The sequence below is a fragment of the Streptomyces sp. CA-249302 genome (assembly GCF_050936785.1).
In the GTDB taxonomy this organism is placed as follows: Bacteria; Actinomycetota; Actinomycetes; order Streptomycetales; family Streptomycetaceae; genus Streptomyces.
The window spans coordinates 7,872,173-7,893,960 of the sequence record NZ_JBNJMG010000001.1 but is presented as its reverse complement, the minus strand read 5'-3'; the positions used below and the strand labels follow the sequence as shown (position 1 = coordinate 7,893,960).

At 68.6% G+C, this 21,788-nt stretch carries 24 protein-coding genes and 1 pseudogene; 17 read left to right on the top strand and 8 right to left on the bottom strand.

Going from position 1 to position 21,788, the window contains the following annotated elements; all coding sequences use genetic code 11:
• Window positions 1–14 precede the first annotated feature (14 nt).
• The 8 genes from ACQEWB_RS35895 to ACQEWB_RS35860 all read left to right on the top strand — a co-directional run bounded on the left by ACQEWB_RS35895 (window position 15) and on the right by ACQEWB_RS35860 (window position 11,182).
• Window positions 15–5,495, top strand: a complete 5,481-nt coding sequence (locus tag ACQEWB_RS35895; protein ID WP_432838546.1) for a toxin glutamine deamidase domain-containing protein — start codon at window positions 15–17, stop codon at window positions 5,493–5,495.
• A gap of 16 nt (window positions 5,496–5,511) precedes the next feature.
• The gene (locus ACQEWB_RS35890; protein ID WP_432838544.1) at window positions 5,512–6,330 is read left to right on the top strand and encodes an immunity 49 family protein; all 819 of its coding nucleotides are present in this window, start codon (window positions 5,512–5,514) and stop codon (window positions 6,328–6,330) included.
• Between the two features lie 393 nt (window positions 6,331–6,723).
• Window positions 6,724–7,065 (top strand): hypothetical protein, encoded by a 342-nt coding sequence (locus ACQEWB_RS35885; RefSeq protein ID WP_432838542.1) that lies wholly within the window; start codon window positions 6,724–6,726, stop codon window positions 7,063–7,065.
• Window positions 7,066–7,123: 58 nt separating this feature from the next.
• The gene (locus ACQEWB_RS35880; RefSeq protein ID WP_432838540.1) at window positions 7,124–9,058 is read left to right on the top strand and encodes an ATP-binding protein; all 1,935 of its coding nucleotides are present in this window, start codon (window positions 7,124–7,126) and stop codon (window positions 9,056–9,058) included.
• Window positions 9,059–9,070: 12 nt separating this feature from the next.
• Window positions 9,071–9,310, top strand: a complete 240-nt coding sequence (locus tag ACQEWB_RS35875; protein WP_432838538.1) for a hypothetical protein — start codon at window positions 9,071–9,073, stop codon at window positions 9,308–9,310.
• The gene (locus ACQEWB_RS35870) at window positions 9,253–9,564 is read left to right on the top strand and encodes an Imm49 family immunity protein (protein ID WP_432838536.1); all 312 of its coding nucleotides are present in this window, start codon (window positions 9,253–9,255) and stop codon (window positions 9,562–9,564) included. Before ACQEWB_RS35875 ends, ACQEWB_RS35870 begins: the two co-directional genes overlap by 58 nt.
• 275 nt (window positions 9,565–9,839) lie before the next feature.
• Window positions 9,840–10,388, top strand: coding sequence for a hypothetical protein (locus ACQEWB_RS35865; RefSeq protein ID WP_432838534.1), 549 nt, complete (start codon window positions 9,840–9,842; stop codon window positions 10,386–10,388).
• 131 nt (window positions 10,389–10,519) lie between these two features.
• Window positions 10,520–11,182 carry a hypothetical protein gene (locus ACQEWB_RS35860; RefSeq protein ID WP_432838532.1) on the top strand — a complete coding sequence of 221 codons (663 nt, stop codon included), beginning with the start codon at window positions 10,520–10,522 and terminating at the stop codon, window positions 11,180–11,182.
• 50 nt (window positions 11,183–11,232) lie between these two features.
• Here the strand turns inward: ACQEWB_RS35860 and ACQEWB_RS35855 are convergent, their stop codons facing one another.
• Window positions 11,233–11,481 (bottom strand): hypothetical protein, encoded by a 249-nt coding sequence (locus ACQEWB_RS35855; RefSeq protein ID WP_432838530.1) that lies wholly within the window; start codon window positions 11,479–11,481, stop codon window positions 11,233–11,235.
• Window positions 11,482–11,615: 134 nt separating this feature from the next.
• On the opposite strand from ACQEWB_RS35855, the gene ACQEWB_RS35850 reads away from it, so the two are divergent.
• The 3 genes from ACQEWB_RS35850 to ACQEWB_RS35840 are packed head-to-tail and all read left to right on the top strand — an operon-like array spanning window position 11,616 to window position 13,125.
• A complete protein-coding gene (locus ACQEWB_RS35850; RefSeq protein ID WP_432838528.1) occupies window positions 11,616–11,930 on the top strand; it encodes a type VII secretion target in 315 nt (104 codons plus the stop codon).
• Window positions 11,931–11,959: 29 nt separating this feature from the next.
• Window positions 11,960–12,706: a hypothetical protein gene (locus ACQEWB_RS35845; protein ID WP_432838526.1), complete on the top strand. Its 747-nt coding sequence runs from the start codon at window positions 11,960–11,962 to the stop codon at window positions 12,704–12,706.
• Window positions 12,707–12,732: 26 nt separating this feature from the next.
• Window positions 12,733–13,125, top strand: a complete 393-nt coding sequence (locus ACQEWB_RS35840) for a hypothetical protein (RefSeq protein WP_432838524.1) — start codon at window positions 12,733–12,735, stop codon at window positions 13,123–13,125.
• 72 nt (window positions 13,126–13,197) lie between these two features.
• On the opposite strand, the gene ACQEWB_RS35835 is transcribed toward ACQEWB_RS35840, so the two are convergent.
• The 3 genes from ACQEWB_RS35835 to ACQEWB_RS35825 all read right to left on the bottom strand — a co-directional run bounded on the left by ACQEWB_RS35835 (window position 13,198) and on the right by ACQEWB_RS35825 (window position 15,245).
• Window positions 13,198–13,587 (bottom strand): hypothetical protein, encoded by a 390-nt coding sequence (locus ACQEWB_RS35835; protein ID WP_432838522.1) that lies wholly within the window; start codon window positions 13,585–13,587, stop codon window positions 13,198–13,200.
• Window positions 13,588–13,656: 69 nt separating this feature from the next.
• The gene (locus ACQEWB_RS35830) at window positions 13,657–14,817 is read right to left on the bottom strand and encodes a PE-PGRS family protein (RefSeq protein WP_432838520.1); all 1,161 of its coding nucleotides are present in this window, start codon (window positions 14,815–14,817) and stop codon (window positions 13,657–13,659) included.
• Window positions 14,818–14,918: 101 nt separating this feature from the next.
• Complete coding sequence (locus ACQEWB_RS35825; RefSeq protein WP_432838518.1) at window positions 14,919–15,245, bottom strand: hypothetical protein; 327 nt, start codon at window positions 15,243–15,245, stop codon at window positions 14,919–14,921.
• Between the two features lie 172 nt (window positions 15,246–15,417).
• On the opposite strand from ACQEWB_RS35825, the gene ACQEWB_RS35820 reads away from it, so the two are divergent.
• The 5 genes from ACQEWB_RS35820 (at window position 15,418) to ACQEWB_RS35800 (ending at window position 18,598) form a co-directional block, all read left to right on the top strand.
• Entirely contained in the window at window positions 15,418–15,954 is a 537-nt protein-coding gene (locus ACQEWB_RS35820) for a hypothetical protein (RefSeq protein ID WP_432838516.1), read from the top strand.
• Window positions 15,955–16,001: 47 nt separating this feature from the next.
• A complete protein-coding gene (locus ACQEWB_RS35815; RefSeq protein WP_432838514.1) occupies window positions 16,002–16,613 on the top strand; it encodes a hypothetical protein in 612 nt (203 codons plus the stop codon).
• 141 nt (window positions 16,614–16,754) lie between these two features.
• Window positions 16,755–17,213, top strand: a complete 459-nt coding sequence (locus tag ACQEWB_RS35810) for a hypothetical protein (protein WP_432838512.1) — start codon at window positions 16,755–16,757, stop codon at window positions 17,211–17,213.
• Window positions 17,214–17,252: 39 nt separating this feature from the next.
• Window positions 17,253–18,350, top strand: a complete 1,098-nt coding sequence (locus ACQEWB_RS35805) for a hypothetical protein (protein WP_432838510.1) — start codon at window positions 17,253–17,255, stop codon at window positions 18,348–18,350.
• A 113-nt stretch (window positions 18,351–18,463) separates the two neighbouring features.
• A complete protein-coding gene (locus ACQEWB_RS35800; protein WP_432838508.1) occupies window positions 18,464–18,598 on the top strand; it encodes a hypothetical protein in 135 nt (44 codons plus the stop codon).
• A gap of 123 nt (window positions 18,599–18,721) precedes the next feature.
• Here ACQEWB_RS35800 and ACQEWB_RS35795 read toward each other — a convergent pair whose 3' ends face one another.
• Both ACQEWB_RS35795 and ACQEWB_RS35790 read right to left on the bottom strand, forming a co-directional pair.
• Window positions 18,722–18,931 (bottom strand): DUF397 domain-containing protein, encoded by a 210-nt coding sequence (locus ACQEWB_RS35795; protein ID WP_432838506.1) that lies wholly within the window; start codon window positions 18,929–18,931, stop codon window positions 18,722–18,724.
• Between the two features lie 8 nt (window positions 18,932–18,939).
• Window positions 18,940–19,791, bottom strand: coding sequence for a helix-turn-helix domain-containing protein (locus ACQEWB_RS35790; protein ID WP_432838504.1), 852 nt, complete (start codon window positions 19,789–19,791; stop codon window positions 18,940–18,942).
• Between the two features lie 244 nt (window positions 19,792–20,035).
• Between ACQEWB_RS35790 and ACQEWB_RS35785 the strand changes: the two are divergent.
• Window positions 20,036–20,443: pseudogene (locus ACQEWB_RS35785) on the top strand (ATP-binding protein).
• Between the two features lie 153 nt (window positions 20,444–20,596).
• On the opposite strand, the gene ACQEWB_RS35780 reads toward ACQEWB_RS35785, so the two are convergent.
• Together ACQEWB_RS35780 and ACQEWB_RS35775 are read right to left on the bottom strand one after the other, a co-directional pair.
• Window positions 20,597–21,148 carry a hypothetical protein gene (locus ACQEWB_RS35780; RefSeq protein WP_432838502.1) on the bottom strand — a complete coding sequence of 184 codons (552 nt, stop codon included), beginning with the start codon at window positions 21,146–21,148 and terminating at the stop codon, window positions 20,597–20,599.
• Window positions 21,145–21,774 (bottom strand): hypothetical protein, encoded by a 630-nt coding sequence (locus ACQEWB_RS35775; protein WP_432838500.1) that lies wholly within the window; start codon window positions 21,772–21,774, stop codon window positions 21,145–21,147. The genes ACQEWB_RS35780 and ACQEWB_RS35775 overlap by 4 nt, the downstream gene beginning before the upstream one ends.
• Window positions 21,775–21,788: the final 14 nt, after the last annotated feature.

Below are 21,788 nucleotides of genomic sequence, written 5' to 3'. Positions count from 1 at the left end.
GTCGGCTGACGGGGGTGCTTTCTGCTGTGGCGATGATGCTGCCGGACGAGCTCGAGTGGGTGCTCGAGATGCTCGGCTACCGCTGGCCGACGGCGAACGAGGACAAGCTCAGGGACTCGGCCGACCTGTGGCGGAAGTTCGGCGACGACGTCGCGGGGCTGCACACCACGGCCAACGCCAGCGCCCGCCAGGTGGTCGCCCACAACGCCGGCGACTCGATCGACGCGTTCACCAAGACGTACGCGAAGTTCGACGGCGGTGCCGGAGGCGGCGGGGGCGGCGACGGCTACCTCGCGAACGCCGCCACCGCCGCATACACCATCGCGAACGTGATGGAGGCCTGCGCCTACGTCGTCGAGTTCGCCAAGTGGGCGGTGATCGCCCAGCTGATCGCCCTGGCCATCGAGATCGCCGCCGCGCAGATGGCCGCGCCGTTCACCTTCGGTCTGTCCGAGGCCGGCGCGCTGGGCGCGACCCAGGTCACCCGGCTGATCGTGCGCCGGCTCCTCGACGAGCTGAAAGAGGCGCTCATCGAGGCGATCGTGGAGGCGATGAAGGAGCCCGCGATCTCCGCGATCGAGGCGATCATCACCGACCTCATCCGCCAGACCGTGAACGTCGGCTTCGGCGCTCAGTCCGGCTACGACCTCGCCACGACCGTCAAGGCCGGCAAGGACGGGGCGTGGGACGCCATCAAGCAGACCCCGCAGACCCTGCTGGAGGGCGTGCGGGACAGCCTCGGCGAGAAGGCCGGGCATCGGGCCCACCATGCCGTGGACAGTCGTATCGACGGGTACGACGGGGGGTCGGGGCCGTCGGGGAGTGATGGCGGGGACGGCTCGGACGGGGACGGCCCGGATGGGGACGGGGGCTCCGACTCGCCGGACGGGAACGGGGGTTCGGACCGGTCGGACTCGTCGAGCGGTGGCCGGGGATCCGACTCGTCGGGCGGCGACGGGGGTTCGGACTCGTCCGACGGCGGCGGGAGTTCGGACTCGTCGGGGTCGACGCGATCGGCGTCGGGGACGAACATCGGGGGCGGGATATCCGCCGACACCGGCGGTCACAACATCGGTGGAGTGGACCTGGGCTCGGGGCCCGGTTCCGACTCCAGCTCCGGGTCCGATTCCGGGAACGGTGGCTCCACTCCGGACTCGTACGCGCGGCCGACGCCGTCGGCCACCGGTCCGACGCTGTCCGACTTCGACGATCCGTCGCCGAGCGCTGCTTCCCACGGCGGCGGGGACTCGGGCGGTGGGGGCGGTACGCCCGGCACGTCCGGTCCGTCCCACTCCGGCGGCGGCTCGTCCGTGTCCGGGCTCTCGTCGCCGACGCCGCATGCCGCGTCAGCCCCCGCGTCGTCCGGAGGCGGGTCGTCGTCGACGGGCGGCCACAGCGGCGGCATCAGCACCTCGGTCGACAGCCTGGCCGCCAGCGTGCCGACCCACACCAACGCGGCTCCCACGCCGACGGCGAGCGATCCGTCCGCGGCGGGGCCCGGGGGCGGTCGCGCGGACGGCGGTTCGGCGATACCCGCGTCGCCGGTGGCGCCTTCCGTCGGGGGCGGCGGCGGTGGCGGTTCACATCAGGGCGGGGGTACGTCCGGAGGCACGTCGCCGGGTTCCACGCCGACGAGTCCTTCCGCCAACTCGGGGGCGGCGAGGGGGACTTCGGCTGGTACGACGGTGACGTCGTCCTCGGCGGGATCCGGGCCCGCGTCCACGCCGAGTCCCAACCTGGGTGCGGCCAGGGCTCCTTCGGCGGGTACGCCGGTCGCTTCTGCCGCGACGGGTGCCGGGTCCGCGTCGACGGCGAGCCCCAACCTCGGGACGGCTCGAAGCACTTCGACGGGTACGCCGGTCACCTCGTCCACGACTGGGCCCGCGCCCGGGTCCACGCCGGGCGCGGCGTCGCCGACGAGTGCGCCACGGAGTACTCCGACGCCGGCGGCGGACGGTCGCACTCCCGGTGCGGCGGACGGGCGGACGCCGACGCAGCGGACGCCCGGTACTCCGCTCGGGGATGCCACCAATCCCCGTAACACTCCTGGGAACACGAACACCAACACGACGCCGGGCGACGGAACCACGCCCCGGAACACGCCCGGCACGCGGCCGGGGGACGGCACCGTGCCGCGTGATGCCAACGGCACGCGGCCGGGAGACGGCACCACGTCTCGTAACACCCCCGGCGCCACCCCGGGCGACCGCACCACGCCGCGCGGCACCGCGGATCCGAGCGACGGCACCCGTACCCGTACGCCGGGCCAGAACTCGAGCGCGACGACCACTGCGAACCCCAACTCCGGTCAGTCGACGGCCCCGAGGACCTCATCGGCGTCCACGAGCACCTCGTCCACGACGACGCCCTCCACCTCGACCGGGTCGACCGGGTCCGGCTCCGGGTCCGACCGCACGTCGACGTCGAACAACGGCACGTCGAGCAACGGCACCTCCAACCCGACGGCTTCGAGTAGCCGTACACCCAACTCCACCTCCCAGCCCGGTCCCGCCACCACGCCGGGCACGCCCGGCACCCAGAGCCAGCCGGGTGCCGGCGTCACCCCCGGCAGGCCGCAGCCGCCCTCGGGCAGCTCGCCCAACGGGCCGCAGCAGCCCGCCGGTCAGTCCACGACTCCGCCGCAGAACAACCCGGCGAACCCCCAGCACCAACAGCAGACGCAGGTCACGCCGGTCCCGGTCCCCACCGTCGTCCGTACGCCGAACTCACCGGCGTCCCCGGCGCACGGGGGCCCCGCCACGCCGAACGCCCCGGGCTCGCCGCAGGCCACCCCGGGCAACTCCAACAACCCGCAACACCCCGACCAGGACAGCCTGGAGAACATCCGCGCCGACCTGGACCACTACCCGGGCGGCCTGACCGAGCCCGACCCGGCGGACCAGCAGGCGCTGGCAGACGCCGTGCCGCGCAACGAGGACGGCAGCCCGCAGCGCTACCCCGACCCCTTCGGGAACTGGTCGCAGCTCCAGAACGACGGCGGCAACACCGTCCCGGGGCGCAGCAACAACTGTGCCGACTGCTCACGGTCGTTCCTGGAGACCTGGTACGGGAACCCGCAGGTCTCCGCGCCACGCACGCTCGACCTCGACGCGAACGGCAAGCCGGACTACTGGTCCCCCGAGAGCGACGCGAACGCCAACCAGATCCGCTGGGCGGGGGCACCGCACACCTATGCCGGCCGGGGCGACGACCCCGACACCCCCGCCCGTATCGCCTGGGACCTCCAGCAGGCCGGGCACGGTTCCGCGGCCATCGTCCAGGTGGGCTGGCCGAACAACGGGGGCGGTCACGCCTTCAACGCCGTCAACCATCACGGCAACATCATCTGGATCGACACGCAGACCGGGGACGTCAGCACCAACCCGCTCCACATCGCCAACGCGGACCACGTCTGGCACATCCCGCTGGACCCCGACGGCAACCCGCTGCACCCCGCGGTGCCCGCGGCCCAGAACACGGGCAGCCAGAACGACGGCAGCCAAGGCCAGCCGGAGAACTCCGAGAGCACCGAGAACAACGGAGGGGAGGCGGACGGCACCCAGACCCCGCAGAACGACGCCTCGGGCGACGCGGCGAACGCCGAGAACGCGGACGGGAAGGGGGACGGGAGCGGAAACGAGAACGGGAACGACCGGCCCGCGAGCGAGGACGGCGGCAACGCCGATCCGCGCCGGGAGCAGTCGCCCGACGGCACCTCGGAACAGAAGCGCCCGGACACGCCGACTGAGACGCACTCCCAGAACGACGGCACGACCCCGCACACCGCCGATTCGCACACCGCCGATTCGCACACCAGCGACCCGCGCGCCTCGGATCCACGTACGTCTGATCCACGTACCTCTGATCCGCGTACGTCTGATCCCCGCGCCACGGATCCGCGCGCATCCGACCCGCGTACGCCGGATCCCCGCACCACGGATCCGCGCACATCTGACCCCCGCGTCTCGGACCCGCGCGTCTCGGACCCGCGCACAACGGACTCTTCTCAGGACTCTCCGCCGCAGAAGCACCCGGAGACCGACGAGCGCCCCGACGGCCGGCACCCGGACTCCGATCCCTCCCCCGAACAGAAGCACCCCGATCATGCCGAGGATCCGCACACGGATGCCCCGGACCAGGCGCGCCCCGAGGGCTCGGTGCCGTCGTCGGTCGATGACCACCGTGATCGTCCGGGCAGCATGACCAAGGACTCCGAGGTTCCCGCACGCGAGAGCCTGCCGGAGGGCAGGAACGCCGACGCGGCCAACTACGTCAAGGACGCCGTCGACGGGAAGAAACCGCTGTACGGCGACATCGCCGCCGAGCAGCCGACGCAGCCGACGCAGGCGCCCAGGCCGGCGCACCCGGAGCACCCGTCCGGTCCGGCGGAACCCGCGGGCGACGGTTCCGGCGACCCGGACCAGCGCAGGCAGCGTGATCTGGACATGCTCGCGCGGGCCAACTCGGACGACCCGAAGGACAAGGCCTGGTTCGAGAAGTACTACCACCCGAGGAGCGGCTACCGCCGGAGCGTGACCGCACCCGCCGAGGACGGCCGTCCCGTCCCCCAGCTGCATCCCACGAACGATCCGAACGCTCCCTGGATGCTGGCCAACGACGCACCGGACGCCGATCCGGAGTCCTACATCGACGAGGGCGCGGATTCGGGTGAGCGGCACACGGAGATCTCCGACGACAACCTGAAGCGGCTCGACCAGGCCGCCAAGGATCGTCAGGACGCGATCGACGCCGACAACCAGCCGCACAAGGACCGCAAGGCGGCCAAGGACGCCTATGAGGCGAACAAGACCCCGGAGAACCTGAAGAAGTTCGAGGACGCCGACGCGAAGCACAGCCCGCTGCACGGGAAGATGACGCGGGCCAGTGAGGACTACGGCGAGGCGGTCGCCGAGCACCACGTGATGCCCCGGCACTTCCCGGACTACGACCGCGTCGACGACCGGGCCATGGGCAACAACCGGTTCGACCAGATCTGGATGGACCCCGGCACCGACCCGCCCCACTACGTCGTCGTGGAGGCCAAGGGCTCACTGGAGGCCGGCCTCGGCGACCGGCGGGGGCTCTCGCCGGAAGCCGGCTCCGACCAGCCCGTCTCACCGGGGGATCCCGGCCATGACCAGGGCGACGGCGCGCAGAACGACGACGGCCAGGACAGCCAGGACGCGCCGAGTCCCGGTGTGCCGAGGGTCCGGCAGGGCACTCGCGCGTACTTCGAGACGATCCTGCATGAGATGGACGCGCGCGCACGCCGGAACCTGGACACGGCCCAGAGCGACGCCGAATTGGATGCCGCCAGGGCGGAGCGGCAACTGGCACGCGACCTCAGGACGGCGCTGGAAGCGGACCCGTCGCGAGTGAAGTACATACTCGTCAAGGGCAACTCCTCCGGGGGCGAGCACCAGGGTTACGAGATGAAGCAGTTCGACATCAGAACGGAAGAAGAGAAGGCACGCGATGCAGATCCCGCGACATGATTTCCCGACGCGAAACATGGCGAGGATCCTCCCAAGGTTCACCGACGACTTCTGGGAGGACGTCGACGGGCTGCAGAGGCAACCCTCGTGGTTCTCGAACGTTCTGGCAGACGCCATCGAGCTGCTCGGCCGGCACTGCGTCCTGGACCCGGAGGCCGACAAGCTCGAGACCTGGGAAGCCTGCGTCACCGCCATGCAGGTCGGCTCCGCCCTCTTCGTGTCGGCGCGGGCCCCGGCCGGCACCACCTTCGAGTACCGCATCGGTCACGAGATGCGGACCGTCCGCGCCGGCGCCCTGCCCCGCGCCCACGCCGGGAACTGGATCAAGGCGTTCTGGCTCGCCTGTGTCTGCCGCGAGAAGAAGCGGATGACCGAGCTGTGCCAGTTCCCCGTGTCGCTTCTTCGGCAGGCCGACGGGGTTCTGGACGAGTACGTCTACGACTGGGTGGAAGCGCTCCAGGCCTACTGGCTCAAGCGCCCGGAGTTCGGCGAGAAACTGGTGGCCGCGGTGGAGGGGACGGATCCCGCCGCGCTGCGGCACGCGCCGCGCGACGGCGTACTCCAGATCATGTATCCGCCGATGAACCTCCTGACCCAGCTGGCGCGCGGTGACCAGGAGAGGTTCAACACCGAACTGGCCAAGGCCGTGGAGTGGCACAAGGAGTACTGGACCCGCGACGAGGACCGCGCGCTGACCCCCGAGGGCCTCGTGGCGCTGGGCCCGCTGGCCGTGTCCTGCCTGGCTGTCCAGGCCGGCTTCACCATCACCGTCGCGTCCGAGTACCTGCCCAAACACCTCCTCGAAGGCGCCTGGGTCAACGAGTTCCCCACGTAGCGGAGCAGGCCCGAGAAGGGAATTCGACGCCAGGCTCGCCGAGAAGGACGCAGTGATCGAGATGTCACGTCATGAATTCCCGACCGGAGCTCTGCCCCATGTACTGGAAGAGCTGGAGGCCGGGCCGGCGGAAGAGCTTGAGGACCTTGCTCGAAACCTGGGACGGCCACAAGCAGCACGCCTTCCGTTCCGGTGCCGGGCCCTGGGCGCACGCGGCCAACTGGCTCACGGCGTTCTGGCTGAGCTGTGTATGCCGCGAACGGCAGCGCACGAACGACCTGTGTCAGGTCCCGGTCTCCCTCAGCCGGCACGCGACTCCGGCTTCACCATCGACGTCGAGTTCCCCACCTGACCGCAGCCGCGCACGCACCCCCGGCAACAGAAAGGCAGCCCATGGCCCCCGACACCCCGCCCCCCGCCCCACAAGATCCGCCCACCCCACCCACCACCCCGGACCAGGCCCTCGACATCGTCCGTAGCCGCTACGCCCAGCCCAAGCTCCCGGACGGCAGCCCCGCCGAGCTGCATGTACACGAGTTCGACATCGGGTACCTCGTGTACGCGGTCTTCCCGCCCCGCACCGACATCGACACCGCCGGTCACCCCAAGCCTGCCGCGCCCGGCGGAGCCAAGATCGTGGTGTCGAAGGTGACCGGTGAGACCGTGACCGTGCCCAACTTCCCGACCGAGCAGGCGATCGCGCTCTACCGCAGGAACATCGAGCGCAACGCCTAGCAGCCTTCGCCCGTACCTCCGGCAGACACGACTCCGGCAGACACGAGGACTCACGCCCATGACCGCCCCGACCACCGGCCACGCACCCCATCCCTACATAGGCGGCCGCACCGCTGTGCTGCGCGCGCTCGCCGACTGGCGGGCGGGTCTGCCGGGTGCACCCCGTGTCGTCGTCCTCACCGGCAGCCCGGGCAGCGGGCGTTCGCACCTGCTGACCGGCTTCCTGATGCTGTGCGACCCGGAGTTCCGCGGACGGCTGCCGTTGGCTGACCTCGACCCGTCGACCGTACCGCCCGAGCTCCCCGCCCCCGCGGTGCCGAGCGCGGCCGGGCTGACCGCCGCACAGCTCGGGTGGCTGATCGCCGAGCACTACGGCGTGCGGGCCGCTCGCGTGGAAGAGGTGTACGCGGCACTCGGCGCCCTCGGCCGGACCGAGACCGTCGTCGTGCCGGACGTCGACCGTGCGGGCCCGGTGCGAACGGCGGGCGAGCCGGCCCGTGTCGTACGGGAAGTGCTCAAGCCGCTCGCGGCCATCGCCGCCGTCCGGCTGCTCGCGGACGTACCGCGCGATCTGGCCGTCGAGCTGGCGGACGGGCTCCCGACCGGAACCGTCCAGGTCATCGACCTCGACGAGCCGCAGTGGGCCGATCCGTACGGCCTGGTGCTCCAGGCCGACGCGCTGCTCAACCCCTCGTCCGGTGCACCGGAGCCGCCCTTCGCCTCGGACCCTTCGGCCAGGCGAGCCCTTGCCGAGGCGATCGGGCGCCGGGCCGGAAGCAGTCCGCTGACCGTGCAGCTGGCCGTGCGGAGCATCCTGACGCGTCCGGGTGACGGCGCCCCGTACGACGTAACCCTCCTGCCCTCGTCCGTCGGCCAGGCGCTCGACCTGCACGCGCGGCACCTGGGGGCAGACCCGCAGACCCTGCGTCAGCTGCTGGCGCCGCTGGCCCTCGCGGAGGGCGACGGGCTGCCCATCGACCTCTGGATCCGGCTGGTCAACGCCCTCGCGGGCAAGGACATGAGCGAGGCGCTGGCGACCAGCGGCGCGTTGGCCGGGCCCTTCGTCGAGTCGCTGCGCCCGGTCGGGGACGGGGGCGCTCGCACGCTGCTACGACTCCTGCACCCGGCCATCGGCGACGAGATCCGGGCCGGCCTGCCGAACGTGCGCGCCGCCCAGACCCAGATCGCGATGACGCTGCTGGAGGCCGTGCCGGACCAGGACTGGAGCAGGGCCGACCCGTACGTGCGCGACCACATCGCGGGCCACACCCTGGAGGCGGGCCTGTTGCCCCAACTCCTCACGGATCCGGGCCTGTTCGTCCACGCCGACCCGGTGACGCTGCGTGCCGCGATCGAGGCGGTCCCGGCCGACCGGCTCGGCGCCCCGGCCCGCGCCTACCTGCGTACGGCCCCGCTGCTGACCCGCGCCCAGGCGCCCGCCACCCTCCGCGCGGCCCTCCTGGAGACCGCGTTCGTCGAGGACGGCCTGTCCGAGTACGCCGACGCCGTCCACGACCGGCTCGGCCTCGACCTGCCCTGGCGGACGCTGTGGAGCCTGGCCGTCCCCGGCATCAGCGATGTCGCCTTCGGTAGCCTGCCCGGTCATGAAGGGGCGGGCACCCCCGTCGCCGTTCTCACGGTTCCGGCGCACACACCTGGGGCACGAGCGGTGGGTGGGGCCAGCGGTTCCGCGATGCTCGTCCACGGCCTCATACGACCGGACGACCTGGGTGAAACCGGCTCCGGCATCGACCCGGCGCAGATCCTCCGCCCGTCGGAGGACGAGCGGAGAGCCGCCGGGTTGCGGCTGAGCCGCGGCGCCGACTACCTGCGTGTCTGGGACGAGGCCGGCGAGAAGGTCGTGACCACGCTGCTCTCCGACACCCCCTTCACCGCCGCTGCCCTCTCCCCCGACGGCATCCTCCTCGTCACCACCGAGCACGGCGCCAAGGCCCTCCGTATCCGCCCGACGGCCTCAGGGACACCGTCGTAAATGAACGCACACGTGACACGTCACGACGTGCCTGCCGACCGCCTGTCCGGCGTCCAGGCACTCGCCAACGCCAAGAGCCATTGCGCCCTCGACCCCCGCGCCGCCCGGATCGAGACCTGGGAGGCCTGGGGTTCGGCCATGCAGATCGGCTCCGCCCTGTTCCGGGCCGCCACCTCGCCGGAACCCACCGTGGAATGCACGATCTCCGGCAAGCCCCGCGCCATCCACGCCACGCGCGGCTCGGGCAGCTGAGTGACGTCCCGATCTCGCTGCTGCGCGAATCCGGAGCCGTGTTCGACGAGTACGTCTACGAACTGATGCGGCTCGTCCTGTATCCGCCGCTCGGTCTCTTCCACCGCTTGCTCCGGGGCGACGGCGACCGCGCGCTCGGTCCGCTGGCCATGGCCTGCCTCGCGCACGACAGCGGGATCCCCGTCGAGGTGGAGTCCGGCTACATCCCCAAGTACCTGGTGGAGCGCGGCCGCGTCGGCGACTTCCCCACGTGATCCATCCTTCGCCCGCACCCTTCACACCGCCCGCTCCGGCCCCGACTTCTCCCTCCCGATCTCACTGATAACTTGCTGCTCTTGTCCGTTCACCCAGTGGGAAGTCGATGAGTCAGCCGCCGTTCCAACCGCCACCGCCGCCGCCCCAGCCTCCGCAGGGCGATCACAACCCGTACAGCCGGCCCGCGCCGCCACAGCAATGGCCGCAGGCGGCGCCGGGATTCGGACCGCCGCCCACTCCCGGTCAGCCGCCGTTCCAGGCCGGACCGCCGCCCATGCCCGGCCAGCCCCCCATGTATCCGGGCGCGCCGCAGCCGGTCCCGCCCTACCAGACGCCGCACTTCGGGCAGCCGCCGCGCACCGGCGGGAACCCGGTCGGTGCCGTGCTCCTCGGTTTCCTCGTGTCGTTCGTCGTCTCGCTGCTCTACACCGGGCTCATCCTCGCCACGTACAAGGACCAGTCGGTCACCACGGCCAACACCCTTTATCTGGTGCACGCGTTGGTCAACGGCGCGCTCGTCGGCTGCCTCGTCGGCAAGATGGCCCCGCTCAGCAACGGCGCCCGTACCGGCGGAGCCGTCGTCGCCGCGCTCGGCGCGCTCTTCGGTTACACCAACGCCGTCCCGCTCGTCGGTGCCATCGAGCAATCCCCCTCCTTCGTAGGGGACTTGCTGCAGGCCGAGCCCTTCTACCCGGTCAAGGCCTGGTGGCACAGCACAGCCGACGGCGGAGTGGACTGGTTCTCGCCGCTCGGCCTCGTGCTCGCGGCGACCGCGGCCGTCGGTCTCGCCCACCTCGTCGGCAACAGGCGCCGCCCGGCCTGACGTTCACCGGACGCCGAACAACCGGGCCGCCGCCCGAGGCCCGGGCTCCCACTCAACAGCCGGGCCTCGGAGCCGCGTTGTGGCCGCGCCGGGCGACCGGAGGCAGGGAATCTTCCTCCTACACTCCTCCCATGTCATTCTCCGGCGAGCTCACCCCCTCCCCCACCGCCACCGTCGTACCCACCGGCCGCCGAGCCTCCCGGCGGATGCTCCCCCTCGGCATCGTGCTCACGGCGATCAGCGTGCTCGTTCTGTTCGGCGGCATCGCGGTGACCGCCGGTCTCGGAGACGACGGGCCGAACCTCAAGGGAATCGGCGGAATCCTCATCGGGCTGCTCATCGGCTTCATCGGCGTGACCAGCCTGATCGCCACCTGGTCCGCCCGGAACTCCAGCGTGAGCATCGACCACACCGGCCTGTGGGTCAGCAACGGCAAGGAGCGGAACGTCATCCCCTGGCAGGGCCTGGCCGGAGTCGGACTGCACTGGAGTGAGGTGGGCAGGGGCCGGGGTCGCGTGAAGGTGTACTCCGTCGAGTTGTGCCCCAGCGCCCCCATCGACCGCGACGCCCCGGTCCTGTGGCCCCTGGTCCGCGACGACGCACCTCTCCACCCCCAACTCCCCCGCCTCCGCTACCGACTCCCCGTCCCGGCGAGTACACGGGACGCGGTCGTCGCGGCGATCCGGGCGCAGGTGCCTCAGCTGTGGTTCGGCGAGTACGAGCGCGAGGCGGGCTACATGGGCGTACCTGATCGGAAGGGGCATCGGGAACGTACCGGCGGCGCGCCGAACTGACGTACTCGCCAAGGCGATTAAGTGCCAGCCCTCCTCCTCTTCGACGTCCCTCAGTTCAGGACCACCGCCAACACCCCGAACCAGGCCAACGCGGCGACGAGGGCTCCCAGGGACCACGGCCATTCACGGTGCCGATAGCCCCTGATCGCGCACGTCGCGGCCGCCGCCATCACAAGTGGGCCGACCACACCGACGAAGACGCCTTCGCCCACGAACAGCAGGGCCAGGGAGCCGAGCCCGGCCATCGCCGCGAACAGCAGCGAGAGCCCCAGGAGGTTCAGCCTGATCCGGTGCCACACCTCGGCGCGGGGTTCCCGACCGTACGCCGCAGAGAGCGGGGATCGGTTCAGCCCCCCCTGAAGATCATCATTATTGCGGTTCGGCATGTGGGGTAACGTACCGCAGAGCCAGAAACGGACACGGGGGCACATGCATGGGATTCGACGTTCAGCCGGATGATCTCGACAGTTACGCGGCACAGGTGGGAAGGGCCGCCGAGGATTTCCAGCACGCCGGCCGTTACGCACAGCAATACGGCAATGTGGCGATGTCCAACGAAGGCCTCTTCGGCATGATCGCGGGGGCGCACGGCGGAGTCCTGGAGCGCGTGAGCGCGGCCCTCACCAAGGCGGAATCCGTAGTGCGGGCTGCCGAGAAGGAACTGTCCAAGAGCGCCACGTATTACCGGGACACCGACCACGGCAACGCGGCCAAGCTCGATTCCACCTACCCCACCAGCAAGCGCTGATCGCCGCTCACACGCTAGGAGGATGCTGAGTGTCCGGGTTCACCGACGCCACCGAGCCGTCGAGCCGTCTGACTCCTCCCAAGGCTCCCGAGGAGTTCTCCCAAGGCGCTCTGCTCGATCTGTTCAATGACGTGAGCGACTTGGTGAGCCCCACCTATTGGATCACCGAGGCGTACAACGCCGTCTTCGGATTCAATCCGCTGGACGAGGTGATCCAGTGGTTCGCGGGTGACTGGGAATCCTTCGCGAAGTGTGCCGAAGTCTGGCAGAACATCGGCAAAGCCTGTGACGATATTGCGAAAAATCTCGGCTCCGGCAACAAGGCGCTGGATTCGACGTGGAACGGTCACGCGGCCGACTCGGCCTACGTCTACTTCGACGAACTGGCCAAAAAGCTCAACCAGAGCGGTCAGACCTTCGATTCCCTCGCTGACACCTACAAGTACCTCGCGCATGCCGCGTACTCCGCCGCGGAGGGCATCAAGGGTTACATCGGCGGCATCCTGGACGGCCTGATCATCGTCGGCGTCGAGCTGGCCGCCGGGACCCTGCTGTCGTGGACCGGCGCGGGCGCGCTCATCGGCTACGGCCTCGCCGCCCTCGAAGTCACCCGCATCCTCAAGCTGTGGGGCGACGCCACCCAGGCGTTCGGTACTGCCCAGGCCATCGTCAACGGCGGGGTGGGCACACTCGAAGGCCTCGGCGCGGCCGTGTACAGCCACCTCCAGGACTTCCCGGAGGTCGGCAGTACGTACGACAACCCGGCCGTCGCATAGGACAGGGAACGGAGGGAGCGCGAAGCATGACGGACAAGGAACCCCAGATCGGCGATGCCGACCTGATGGACATCGCTCACGACGAGGTCCGGGCCAGGGCCCTGCGCAAGTCGCTCCAGCGGCTGGCGGACAGCCCATCGGGCAACGGCGCACTGCAGGAGATGGCCCGGGAAGTCCTCTCCGGCCGCATCGGCCTACGGGAGGCACTGCGCGTCGGACCGTACTCGGAGGCACTCGGCGAGCGCATCGCCCAGGCACGCGAGGAGTACGAGCAGCAGTCCCCGGAGGAACGGGAACAGCAGCGGGCCGAAGCCCTGCGCTATCTGGAGGCGCAGCGCGAAGAGATCGAACAGGAGCGGCAGGACCGGCAGGCTCCCGGCCCCGACTCCAAGCACAGCGGCGGCGACTGGCGGCTCTAGTACTGCACTACTGGAGGAACGCTCACATCGGTCGGACTACCGAGCCAAGCGCGGCTCCCTGTTGTCGTGCCCTCAGTTCCGGGGCTGCCGCCCGCCCCGCCCCGAGCCGTGCACCGGCGCGTCCCGCTCGGCCCGCTCACGGTCCAGGTCCGCCTGCTGACGCCGGTCCCACTCCCCGAATTGTGCCTTGGACTGCTGCTGTTCGGCGTACGTCTGGTCCTCGGCCGCCCGGCGCATCTCGTGCAGCCGCTGGAAGACGGCCTCGGTGTAACGCGGATCCCGGAAGGCGTCCTTGATGTCGACGCTCCCGCTCAGCACCGAACGCGCCATGTCGCGCAGGTTCGGGTCGAGCGAGTCCGCGCCGGCGATGGTGCGCAGGGATCGGTGCAGCCGCAGGGCCTGTTCGGGGTCCTGGGCGACCTCCATGAGTTCCTCGTCCTGAATCTCGCGGTCTGCGGTCATGGGTCGGGAACGTCCTTCCGGTGGCTTGTTGTCGGGGGTGCGGGGAGGAGCGCCGTCATGGCGGCCGGATCACCCGAATTCGTTACGAGCCCAGTCCTGGGCGTTCCCCGAGGAGTGCGAGGAGCTTGAACTCGCCGTGGCCGCAGGCCTGTTGGACGACCGCGCGCCGCTGCCGGAGGAACCGGAAGAGCCGGAAGAGCCGGGCCCCGATGCGGAAGCGGCGCCCGTATTCGCGCTCCCGTCGGACGTCTCCGCAGAGTTGCCACTGTGTCCGGACAGCACGTCGACCCCGTGCTGAACGCGGTCCCCGACCGCCCCGGTCACCTTCTCTGTCGCGGCGTCCACGGCACCGTCCACGTGTCCGCCGACGTCCGTGTAGCCGGCCACGGTCGAGCCCTCGCCGCCGGTGACCTCGTTCTTGAGGCCGTCGACGTACTCGCCGGCCGCGCCCTTGGCGACGTCCGCCGTCTCACCGAGGTCGATGCCGGAGCGCTCGTCGAAGTAGGTCTCGACGCTCTGCTGCCCGATGTTCTGGGCCATGCCGATCGCGGCTTCCTTGGCCTTTTCCTTGGCGGCGTCGACCACCTTCTCCTGGACGAACTGCTTGGCCTCTTCCTTGATCTTGTCCTTGGCGAACTGCTTGACCTTCTCCTTGGTGACCTTCTCGAGCTGCTCCTTGGCGATCTTCTTCAGGGCGTCCATGGTGGCGTGCTCCATGGCCTTGGTGACCGCCTCCATGACCTCCTTCCGGAGCTTCGCCAGGAGCTCGCGCACGATCACCCGGGTCGCCTGGGTCGCGCCGAGCGCGCCGACCTCGGACAGCCCGAAGGTGAAGGGTGCCGCCGCCTGGGCCGCGATGATCTCGACGGCCAGGGCGATGAGTTGGACGATGACGGCGATCTTCGCGGTGAGGACCGCGATCGCGGCCCCGTCGAAGGCGAGGGCGATCACCTCGCACGCGGTCTTCGCGTCGGGAAGGTAACTGTCCTCGCCGTTCGTGCCGGTGTACGCACCCCAGGCCTTGGTGAAACCGTCGACGGCCTCGCCGGAGTTGTGCGCGACGACGGCGCCGGCGAAGCCCTGCCCGTTCGCCTCGATCTGACCGAGCGTCTTGCCGAAACTCCGCCAGGTCTCGGCCACCTCGTGCAGTGCTTCTTCGTCAGCCTCGGGCCAGCTGTAACCGAGGAGGTCGAGCACCCAGACGAGTTCGCCGGGCAGTGTGAGCGACATGCGAATAGCCCCAATAGCGCCGATTTAAGTCAGAGTTGGCCACGGATCCAGAGGTGACCGCGGATCCAGAGGCGACCGCGGATCCAGAGGTGACCGCGGATTCAGAGCTGGCCGGAGAGCCCGTTCATCAGGCCCATGTTCGAGGCATCCGAGGCGTCGTAGTTGCCGGCCATGTCCTGGAGGCCGTAACCGACCTGCTGAAGCCGCTTCGCGAGGCTGTCCATCGATGTGAAGATTCCGTCGCGAATCGGCGTGTAGACCTGGCCGAAGAGCTCTCCGAAATCGGCGTCCGCCCAGGGCTCTCCGAGCCCGTCGAGGGTGTCCTGAAGCCCCTTGGAGGCTTTGGCGAAATCACCCCCGAGATCGACGAAGTTCTGCCCCTGCTTACGGAGCACCGTCGTGTCGACGTCAAAGGTGCCGAACTCCATTGCTCTCCCCCGAGACCCTTTGCTGCAGTTCATATTGGACGACAGACCGATACCTTAGACTCCTGGCGCACAGCCCAGCGAACCCGTCAGTCAAGAGATCGTCAAGTTTCCGGGGGGACGACCAACAGTGGTGACAACACAGGCACGTTGCGGCAGTACAGGGCGCCTGTGGGTGGGCAGGCTGGTCGGCCTGGGACTCCTCCTGGTGGCCGCGGTCGTCGCCACGGTGACCATTCCGGAACTGCGCAGCGAACTCGCCGGAGAGGGCACCGATGGGACCCTCACCGTTTCTTCATGCGAAGTGCACACGAAGACCCACTACGGCACGCACAGGCGTTCCACGGAACTCAAGTTCAGCTGCACGGGCACTTGGACCGCGGAAAAGGGCGGAGCCACGCACGAGGACGTCACCGTCGCGACGTCGTCCCGTTTCTCAAGCGGCGAGAAAATCCCGGTGATTCAGGTAGCCGACACCTTCGAACAACCACAGGACCGGGACCCCGGAAACGACGCCGCAATTCTCGGTTTCTGCCTCTCCTTGGTGGCGCTCGGCACCTTCTCCCTCCTGACAGGCTTCGGCGCCCGAGGCGGCCCGGCCCTGTCAGCCTCCTGGCAGAACCTGCCGGCCCGGAGCATCACCGGCCCAATCCTGGGCGGGGTCTTCGCGATCGGCGCCCTGGCGGCACTGGTCTGCGCACTGGCCCTGTGAAACCGACAAAAACTCCGAGGAACTCCGAAGAACCCCGAGGCCCCGCAATGACACAAGCCCATCCCACTTCCGCGGCGAACACCACCGATCCCCAGGGCCAACCAGCCCTCGGCCGCCTCATCGGCGCGGGCCTGATCCTCGTAGGCCTGGCCGCTCTGGCCCTCGGCACCTTCCTCGGCCCGTACCGCTACGCGACGTCGACACCGGGCAAGCTGACGGTGGGAACATGCACGGTCGACTACAAGTACCGCTCGTCCTCGTCAAGCAGCTCACGCAAGCACACCAAGACCCGCTGGTGCTACGGCACTTTCACCGCCGCCGACGGCACGGCAAAGGACCTCAACGCCGAACTGAAGAGCGACGCCCTGTACACACGCGGCCACGTCCTCCAGGCCCGCAAGTCCTCGGACACGTCCTATCAGTTGGATCAGGGGTGGGCGCATGCGATCGCCCTGGGCTGCGCGTGGTGGTTCGGCGCACTACTGCCTCTTGGGGCGGGCCTGTTCTTCGTCGCGACCGGGTTCGCCTTTGGGGGGCCGGCGGATGTGCGGCGGGCGGGGGAGGCTGCGAGTCGGGGGTTGCAGCGGACGATCTACGTCATGGGGGTGACGGGGGTGATCGGACTGGTGATCAGCCTGCTGGTGGTCTTCTTCACGTGACGTTCCTGTGGCGGATCAGGCCATGGCACATGGGCCAGCGAGATGTCGGTAGCATGCCAATCGATGGTTGCCCTAGGCTGAGCAAGAACGTTCCTTCTGTACGGGGTGAGGGCCGGGAGACCGGTTCTGGAGGAGTCGGAAATGAGTCAACCGGTCGATCCGCGACTGTCGTATGCCCAGGTCTCGGCTCCAGCCACGACGGCCGCGCCGCAGCCCGAGCCATCGCCCTCGCCTGGCCCGACACCCACGCCTCCGCCGCCCGCGCCACCGGTCTGGGGCGGTGATCCGGACGTCGGCGTCAACTCGTCCTTCCTGCGGGACAGGGCCGATGTCTGCGACAGCACGTCGGAGATCATCCGCAAGACCAGGGGCCCGGCCGAGGACGCCGACGGCGATCTCGTGAAGGCGGCCGCCGGCTGGTCGTTCGCCGGCAGCATCGACGACATGCAGCGCCGTTGGGAGGACCTGCTCAAGGTCGTCACGGACCGCCTGGACGAGGCCGCGCAGAACTTCCGTGACAGTGCGGACGCGTACGACCGCAACGAGGTCGCGACCGCCTCGCAGTTCGCCGACCGGCACTCCCCGAACCCGTTCCGCTGAGCCGGAGGCAGCAGCATCGTGGTCACCTTCCATCAGCTCATGGAGCTCGACGTCAACGCGCTGGAGACATTCGCCGACAACTGGAACGCCATACACCGCAAGATCAAGGACGCCCGTACGGAGTTCCATGACGGAGTGGTCCGGAAGCTGCACCAGGACCACTGGCAGGGCAAGGCCGGCGAGCGGGCGCAGGAGTTCTGCGACCGTGTCCAGTTGGACATCGACGCCCTGGACAAGGAAGTCAGGGCGCTGCGGGACTACATCGACACGGAGGCCGACGGCACCAAGGGCACCGGCGGTACCAAGAACCTGCGGGAGCGCCAGCTCAGGGCCCAAGAGATCCAGCGGCAGGCACTGGAGCAGGGGATGACCATCAGCGCCGACGGGCACGTAGAGATGTGTGTCGTCGACGACCCCGACGATCCGGACGTGCACAGGAACTACGAAGAACACGAGCGCATCGCCGAGGGCCTGCAGGAACGGCTGCGGAAGGTGCTCACCGAAGCGACCGATGACGACGAGTGGCTGGCCAAGCGGCTGATGATCGCCTTCGGCACGGTCCACAACTTCGAGAGCGAGGACCGCAGGTTCAACATCGCGGAACCTGACGCCAAGGACCGCGAGACCCGTAACAAGCTCAACAACGTCGGCGCGGTCTTCGCCAGTCCGTACTACGACTATCCCAATGCCGCCGGGCTGATCCAGCACTATCTGGACGCCAGCGGCACGGACGTCGAGGTCGATCCGCAGATGTTGATGGACCAGGTGCCGGCCTTCCAGAAAGACGTGGACGGAACCCTGCGGAAGGACGTCCACGACCGCCCGGACGGCCCCTTCACCACCACGTGGCAGAGCACCGCGCCCAACCCCAAGGACGGCCACAGCAGCGCGGATTGGTACTACGCGCTCAACCACTTCCAGTACCGGCTGACGGGTTACGTCCACAACGGCGAAGTCACCTACCGGGTCGAGGTCCAGAAGCGCTACGACTGGGGCATCCCCAGCGAGCACCGAAGCGACGTCGGTGGAGGCGGGCAGGAGATGGAGCAGGCCGACATCGCCCACCTCAACACCGTGGGTCTGGCCCAGGACTTCAATGTCCGCGGCACCTCCGACGAGATCACGTCGTGCGCATGAAGGGCCAGCACTCTCCCAGCAGCGGAGCGCAACGGGTCGGGGACCGGGCGGCGGAGCAGGATCCCGGCCGTCGCCGGGCCCTGAGGCCGGTGCTCCGGATCATGCTTGTGCTGGTGGGACTTGCCGCCATCGCACTCACCTTCATCCTTGTGCGTGACCTCATCGGCTTCGATCATGCCGTCCGCAACCCCGAGGACGGCTTCTCCGACTGGCAGTGCGCGAGCCAGTCGGGCACTTGCGATCCCTGACTCACCGCCTCCCCGGTGTGCCGGTCAACTGGAACGTCGACGGCAGGGTACAGGCGTCGAGGTGCTGCTGAGGCTGGGCAGGCGAAGCAGCGCACCCTTGCCGCCCGGTGCGCGGCCTCCGCGCTACGGACGTTCGACGTCACAACCGGTGTCCGTCTTGAGGTACACGACGAAAGCGGAGAAGGATCCGGCCGGGAAGGCGAGTGTGCCGTGGGCCGGGAGCTTGGAGTCGCGTATCGCGACCCGTGTACGAAGGTTCGCTATCTCTACACAGTCGTTGCCCTCACCGCCCCCGGAGAAGGACGACTTCTTCCACTGAGCGCGGGCGGTCATGGTTGTCCTCACAGTTCCTTGGCCACATGGTTGATCAGGTCACGTGAATCCGTGGGGGTGAGCGATGCTTCCTTCACCCTACGGAAGAGCGCTCGAAAGTGACTCAATTGGGCTTCGGAGTCGATGAAAGCCGTACCGTGCGGGGCATCGCGTACGACGGTGTCCAAGCAGGGCACCGCTCCACCGGCGTACACCATCGCACTTCCGGCACCCGAGAAGTCATCCAGGCTGAACGGGATAACGCGTACAGTCACGTGGTCCGCATCAGAGAGTTCCAGGATGCGGACCAGTTGAGCCCGGGATGCGACTCTGCCGGCCACCTGGATGCGAAGCGCCGCTTCGTGGATAACGGTCTCGTACGGAATCGGATCGGCGCCCTCGATGATGACCTTGCGCCTCATCCTGTGGTCCACCCGATGCTGCACCTCATCCTCGGGGAACTCGGGGTTCATGTAGGAGAAGAGGGCGCGCGCGTAGGTGTCCGTCTGAAACAGTCCCGGCACGTGGGTGATCGCCACGTCGCGTCGGAACGTCGCGTAATGATCCAATTCGGCAAGGTCCAGGTAGGCGGCCGGAAGGATACCCCTGTACTCCTCCCACCAGCCGCGGGTCCGGTCGGTCGCCATGGCCACGAGCGCATCGATCAATTCAGTGTCCGGACAGGCGTAGTTGGCCGCGAGACGTCTCACCCGTTCCTCGCTCACGCCAGCGACACCGGACTCGATCTGACTCATCTGAACGGAGCTCACCCCCAACAACGTCGCCGCCTCGGTGGCCTTGAGCCCTGCCGCATCCCGTAGCTTGCGCAACTCGGCACCCAGACGCGCCTGGCGTGAGGTGGGATGTCGACGTGTCGCCATGGACAACTCCGTGGTTCAACTTGGTTCAACTCGCTGGTTGGGATGCCCCGTTCGGGTGTCAGATCACGCGAACGACTTGCATGGTACTAAATTTCAGACCTACTGTCCGTGCTGCAACGCACACTCGCCGGGCTTTCGGGGTTCCGGAAGCGCACCGCTCCGTCCTGCCATGACGGCTGCGGCACTGCCACCGCCCGTCCCGCAGAAAATCGCCAATTCCCTTTCCGACGACAGGAGTTCCGTCATGTCTACGAGCGACACCTGGGAATACTCCCTCAACATCCCCAACGATCTACGAGCCGTCACCGTCTGCCGCCGTACCGTCCGCCTGATCCTCACGATGCACGGCTTGATCAGCCTCGTGGACACCGCGGAACTCCTCGCGACAGAGCTGGCCGCCAACGCCGTATAGCACACCACAGGACCCGCCGCCCTGCGTCTCCTGTGGCGGGCCGGCGTGCTGCGTATCGGCGCCTGGGACATCGACCCCGAACCGCCCCAACCACCCACCAATCTTGACGACTTGGCTGACGCGGAGGAGGGACGCGGCCTCGCGCTGGTCCGCGCCTGCGCTGATGTGTGGGGTTGGCAGCCGCTGACAAGGAACGGAAACCGGGGCAAGTGCGTGTGGTGCGAGATCGTTGCCGCGTAACTCGCTCTGGTCGGACGTCAGCGGCAGTCGACCATCCGTTACCCGTACGCATTCACGGGCTACTCACCCCAGAGAAGGGGGAGCGTCGGCATGACCAGGCCCGGGTGCCGTTGATGATCAGGCCGACCCTGTTGTCGCAGAAGGCACCCGTATCTACGAGGTCGGCTCCGCGGCCATGGCGATCCAGCTCAGGATGCCCACGGAGATCGCGACGATGACGGCATAACCCATCCGATCGGCTACCTTCTGACGTCGCGACGGCTCCCGGCGGTGGTCTTCCCGACGCTGGGACTGCCCGCGTGGCTTGACCGCTTGATACCCGAGGACCGCCAGGACCGCCATACAGAGCGCGACCTGCCAGAGCTCTCCGACGACACCCCAGAACCCGACCCGCTGAATCGTCTCCGGATTAATTCCCTGTCGCGCGTCGAACTCGGTGCCGTCCGGGTAGTCGTGCCCTGTGTCCTTGAGCTTCACCGAGACGGCATTGCTGACGGTACCGCCGTCCGGCGTGAAGGCCCCGTAGCAGTCATAGTCGGAGTCTTTACGGGTGTTGCTGGTGTCGACGCAGCTGTCCACCTTGTATGTCCCGGAGGTGCCGTAGAGACCTGCGGACAGGGCAAGGTCGCCAGTCGCGGTAACGAACCAGAAGCCGACAACAAGGGCGAGGATGCCGCCACACACCCAGCCCAATACACGCGTCATCCGTGCACCATGATCAGCGGCTCCTTCTCCAACAGCTTGGAGATACCGGCCTGTTCGGCACGGGCCCTGCGCTGCAGGTCGGCCTGGTCACGCTCCTGCTCGTACTTTTCCCAATCCGCAGGCTGCACGAAAAGCATGTCATTGCTCCCTGGTACGACCATGACGCCACCGAAGACCAGGTCACCGGCGAACCATGCACCGCCATCCTCAGCCCCTTTCGGCCAGCGGCGCACCGTCGAGGCGTTGATCGCACGCAGATAAGGCGCGCCGTGCTGGCCTCGCACCGACAGCCGGACGGTGTGCACATCACCGAGGTATTTCCACTCAGTCTCATTCTTCTTGGAGACTCGGGTGCGGTACTCCAGGGGGTAGGTGTGCAACACCTTCTCGCACACCTTGAGTCGCGACCCATGACGCAACCGGAGGGCGAGGTATATCAGCACGAGCAGGGCCGCAGGAGCGCAGAAAAGCGGCAGGGCCGCATCCCAACCAGCCGAGCGTGCAACGATCGGCACTGCGAAAAGAATTACCGCGAGCGCCAGACGTATAGCAATGTGTCGATATAGGAGCATGCGGTTACGTTTGAGAACTTCCGCGACATCGGGCGCCTCGGGCGGATTATCCATGGATAGGCTCCGTT

Coding starts and splice junctions, on each gene's coding strand:
- ACQEWB_RS35890 (WP_432838544.1), top strand. CDS start 5,512: ATGGCGAGGATCCTCCCAAGGTTCACCGACGACTTCTGGGAGGACGTC.
- ACQEWB_RS35885 (WP_432838542.1), top strand. CDS start 6,724: ATGGCCCCCGACACCCCGCCCCCCGCCCCACAAGATCCGCCCACCCCA.
- ACQEWB_RS35880 (WP_432838540.1), top strand. CDS start 7,124: ATGACCGCCCCGACCACCGGCCACGCACCCCATCCCTACATAGGCGGC.
- ACQEWB_RS35870 (WP_432838536.1), top strand. CDS start 9,253: ATGCACGATCTCCGGCAAGCCCCGCGCCATCCACGCCACGCGCGGCTC.
- ACQEWB_RS35865 (WP_432838534.1), top strand. CDS start 9,840: ATGCCCGGCCAGCCCCCCATGTATCCGGGCGCGCCGCAGCCGGTCCCG.
- ACQEWB_RS35860 (WP_432838532.1), top strand. CDS start 10,520: ATGTCATTCTCCGGCGAGCTCACCCCCTCCCCCACCGCCACCGTCGTA.
- ACQEWB_RS35850 (WP_432838528.1), top strand. CDS start 11,616: ATGGGATTCGACGTTCAGCCGGATGATCTCGACAGTTACGCGGCACAG.
- ACQEWB_RS35840 (WP_432838524.1), top strand. CDS start 12,733: ATGACGGACAAGGAACCCCAGATCGGCGATGCCGACCTGATGGACATC.
- ACQEWB_RS35835 (WP_432838522.1), bottom strand. CDS start 13,587: ATGACCGCAGACCGCGAGATTCAGGACGAGGAACTCATGGAGGTCGCC.
- ACQEWB_RS35830 (WP_432838520.1), bottom strand. CDS start 14,817: ATGTCGCTCACACTGCCCGGCGAACTCGTCTGGGTGCTCGACCTCCTC.
- ACQEWB_RS35825 (WP_432838518.1), bottom strand. CDS start 15,245: ATGGAGTTCGGCACCTTTGACGTCGACACGACGGTGCTCCGTAAGCAG.
- ACQEWB_RS35815 (WP_432838514.1), top strand. CDS start 16,002: ATGACACAAGCCCATCCCACTTCCGCGGCGAACACCACCGATCCCCAG.
- ACQEWB_RS35810 (WP_432838512.1), top strand. CDS start 16,755: ATGAGTCAACCGGTCGATCCGCGACTGTCGTATGCCCAGGTCTCGGCT.
- ACQEWB_RS35805 (WP_432838510.1), top strand. CDS start 17,253: ATGGAGCTCGACGTCAACGCGCTGGAGACATTCGCCGACAACTGGAAC.
- ACQEWB_RS35795 (WP_432838506.1), bottom strand. CDS start 18,931: ATGACCGCCCGCGCTCAGTGGAAGAAGTCGTCCTTCTCCGGGGGCGGT.
- ACQEWB_RS35790 (WP_432838504.1), bottom strand. CDS start 19,791: ATGGCGACACGTCGACATCCCACCTCACGCCAGGCGCGTCTGGGTGCC.
- ACQEWB_RS35780 (WP_432838502.1), bottom strand. CDS start 21,148: ATGACGCGTGTATTGGGCTGGGTGTGTGGCGGCATCCTCGCCCTTGTT.
- ACQEWB_RS35775 (WP_432838500.1), bottom strand. CDS start 21,774: ATGGATAATCCGCCCGAGGCGCCCGATGTCGCGGAAGTTCTCAAACGT.